The organism is Caminibacter sp. (assembly GCF_053999135.1).
This window is the reverse complement of record NZ_JBMXVQ010000091.1, coordinates 1-2,845: the sequence shown is the minus strand read 5'-3', so window position 1 is coordinate 2,845 and position 2,845 is coordinate 1. Positions and strand designations below refer to the sequence as shown.

Here is a 2,845-nt window from a genome sequence, read left to right as displayed (position 1 = left end):
ATAAGGGATACCGCAAGCAGTTTTAAAAGGGCTTTTGTAATTGAGACGATGGGAAGGGAGTGCGGATATTTAGCGGCTGTAAGTGCCGTGGCAAACGGGGCTGAAATTTGTATGATACCCGAAATTGGGTTTGAGTGGGAAAAAAACGAAAAAAGACTCAAAAAAGAATTTGAAAACGGAAGAAGCTATATGATAGCCATTGTTGCCGAAGGATGCAGGGCAACTCAAAAAATGGCAAAATGGATTGAAGAGAGCTTTAATATTGAAGTCAGGGTTACGGTTTTAGGTCATATTCAAAGAGGTGGCAAACCGACTGTAAAAGAGAGGCTTATAGCCGGGGAATTTGTATATGAAGCTTTAAATAATCTTGATAAGAAAAATATGGTCGTTGTAAGAAAAGGTATTGATTATGATTTTGTAGATATTAAAACCCTTACTTCAACACCGTATAAACTTGATGAAAAAGTGCTTGAACTGTTGAATTACCTGGATTAGAGTAAAATTATTATGTTAAGTTTTTAAATCTTTTTCTTTTACTGTTTTTCTTTTTCAAAAAAACACTAAATCTTTCTAACAAAACCAGGGCTGTTTCATGCTGAAAAAACAATTAATGATATAATTTCATAAAAAAAAGGATTCAAATGGCTAAAAGGGCACTTTTAAGCGTATCTGATAAAACAGGAATTGTTGATTTTGCAAAAAGTTTAGTTGATTTGGGATTTGAAATTATTTCAACAGGCGGGACAAAAAGAGTTTTAGAAGAAAACGGGATTAAAGCGATTGATATCAGTGAGATTACAAAATTTCCGGAGTGTTTTGGAGGAAGGGTAAAAACGCTTAATCCATACGTCCACGGGGGGATTTTATACAGAAGCGGAATTGATGACGAAGAAGCTAAAAAACTTGGAATTGAAAGAATAGATTTGGTAGCGGTTAATTTATATCCTTTTAAAGAGACAATTGAAAGGACTGACGATTTTGATGAAATTATCGAAAATATAGATATCGGCGGTCCTACAATGGTAAGAAGTGCCGCTAAAAACTTTAAAGACGTAATTATTGTAACCGACCCGAATGATTATGATATGGTGGTTGAGGCTTTAAAAGAAAATAAAGACACATATGAATTTAGAAGAGATTTGATGATAAAAGCGTACGAGCATACGGCCGCGTATGACAGTATGATAGCAAATTATATGAACGAAAGATTTAATGGCGGATTTGGTGATAAAAGATTTATCGTAGGTAAAAAAGTATTTAATACAAGATACGGTGAAAATCCTCATCAAAGAGGCGCATTATATGAATTCGAAGATTTCTGGAATGAACTTAATATTATAAAAGGAGAACCAAGTTTTAATAACCTGACAGACATAAACGGAGCTGTTAAACTTGCCGTAAGTCTTGGGGAGGGGGCTATAACTATTATAAAACACGCTAACCCTTGCGGTGCGGCTAAGAAAGAGGATTTAGTTACAACTTGGAAAAAAGCGCTTGAGTGCGACCCAGTGAGTGCTTATGGAGGTGTTGTAGCTGTTAACGGCGTGGTAACAAAAGAATTGGCTGAAGAAATTAACAAAATTTTCGTAGAAGTACTCATTGCCGGAAAAATAACTGACGAGGCAGTTGAAGTATTTAAAAACAAAAAAAGAATAAAACTTTTTGATGTAGGACGTCCAAAACTTGAAATAAGCGGAGATATGTGGGATTTTAAACATATAGAAGGAGGATTTGTATTTCAAGATGCAGATTTTGTAACAGAAGATGAGGTGGCTAATGCTAAATGCGTAACAAAAGTATGTGTTGATGATAAAAAAGACCTGGAAATGGCATGGAAAATAGCGGCACTTACCAAATCAAACTGCGTGGCGTTTGTAAAAGATTCCCAGCTTGTGGCAATAGGTATGGGAATGACAAGCAGGGTTGACGCTACAAGATGTGCCGTTGAGAAGGCTAAAAGCCTTGGGCTTGATATAAGAGGTGCGAGTATGGCAAGCGAAGCGTTTTTCCCGTTCCGTGACAGTGTGGATTATGCGGCGGAAGTAGGCGTAAAAGCTATTATCCAGCCTGGCGGCAGCATAAGGGATGATGAAGTTATTGAGGCGGCGGATGAAGCCGGAATTGCTATGTATTTTACAGGGAAAAGACACTTTTTACACTAAAAATAAGCCCTTTAGGGGCGAGGAGAAATTATGAAAAAAGAAGTTTTAATATTAGGGCTTGTCAGTTTTTTTACGGATATGGCAAGTTCTATGATTACTACGACTTTTCCTCTTTTTTTGGTTTATGTTTTAAAAAACGGCGTTGATAAGCTTGGAATCGTAATAGGGATTACCACTTTTGTATCGTATTTTTTCCGGGTGATTTTCGGATACATAAGTGACAGATACGGGATTAGAAAGCCTTTGGCTGTAAGCGGATATATTATTTCGGCAATTTCCAAGCCTCTGTTTTATTTTGCTACTTCCTGGCAGCATATAGCAGTTTTCAGAAGTCTTGACAGATTTGCAAAAGCATTAAGGAGTGCTCCAAAAGACGCTCTTTTAAGTGCTTACGGAAAAGAAAAGGGTAAAATTTTCGGGCTTCATAAAATGCTTGATGTTGCCGGGGAAATGAGCGGGGCTTTGATTGTGTTTTTGATGTTTTATTTTTACTCTCCAAATGAAGATACTTTTAGAAATATTTTTTTATGGACTCTCTTTCCGGGAGCGGCAGCGATAATTTTAAGCTTTTTTATAAAAGATGTAAAAAACAAAAAAGAATATAAATTCGATTTAAAAAAAGATTTGGCATTTATAAAAAAGCTTGTCATATTAAATATTATGCTTTTATTTGTTGTAAGTGA

At 36.0% G+C, this 2,845-nt stretch carries 3 protein-coding genes; all 3 read left to right on the top strand.

Features of this window, described 5'->3' with window-relative positions; all coding sequences use genetic code 11:
• Positions 1-495: 6-phosphofructokinase (locus ACXJH6_RS07210; RefSeq protein WP_456471080.1), on the top strand; the 495-nt coding region annotated here is incomplete at its 5' end.
• A 146-nt stretch (positions 496-641) separates the two neighbouring features.
• Positions 642-2,162 (top strand): bifunctional phosphoribosylaminoimidazolecarboxamide formyltransferase/IMP cyclohydrolase, encoded by a 1,521-nt coding sequence (gene purH, locus ACXJH6_RS07205; RefSeq protein ID WP_456471079.1) that lies wholly within the window; start codon positions 642-644, stop codon positions 2,160-2,162.
• A gap of 30 nt (positions 2,163-2,192) precedes the next feature.
• The coding region (locus tag ACXJH6_RS07200; RefSeq protein WP_456471078.1) for an MFS transporter at positions 2,193-2,845 on the top strand (653 nt) is incomplete at its 3' end.

Coding starts and splice junctions, on each gene's coding strand:
- purH (WP_456471079.1), top strand. CDS start 642: ATGGCTAAAAGGGCACTTTTAAGCGTATCTGATAAAACAGGAATTGTT.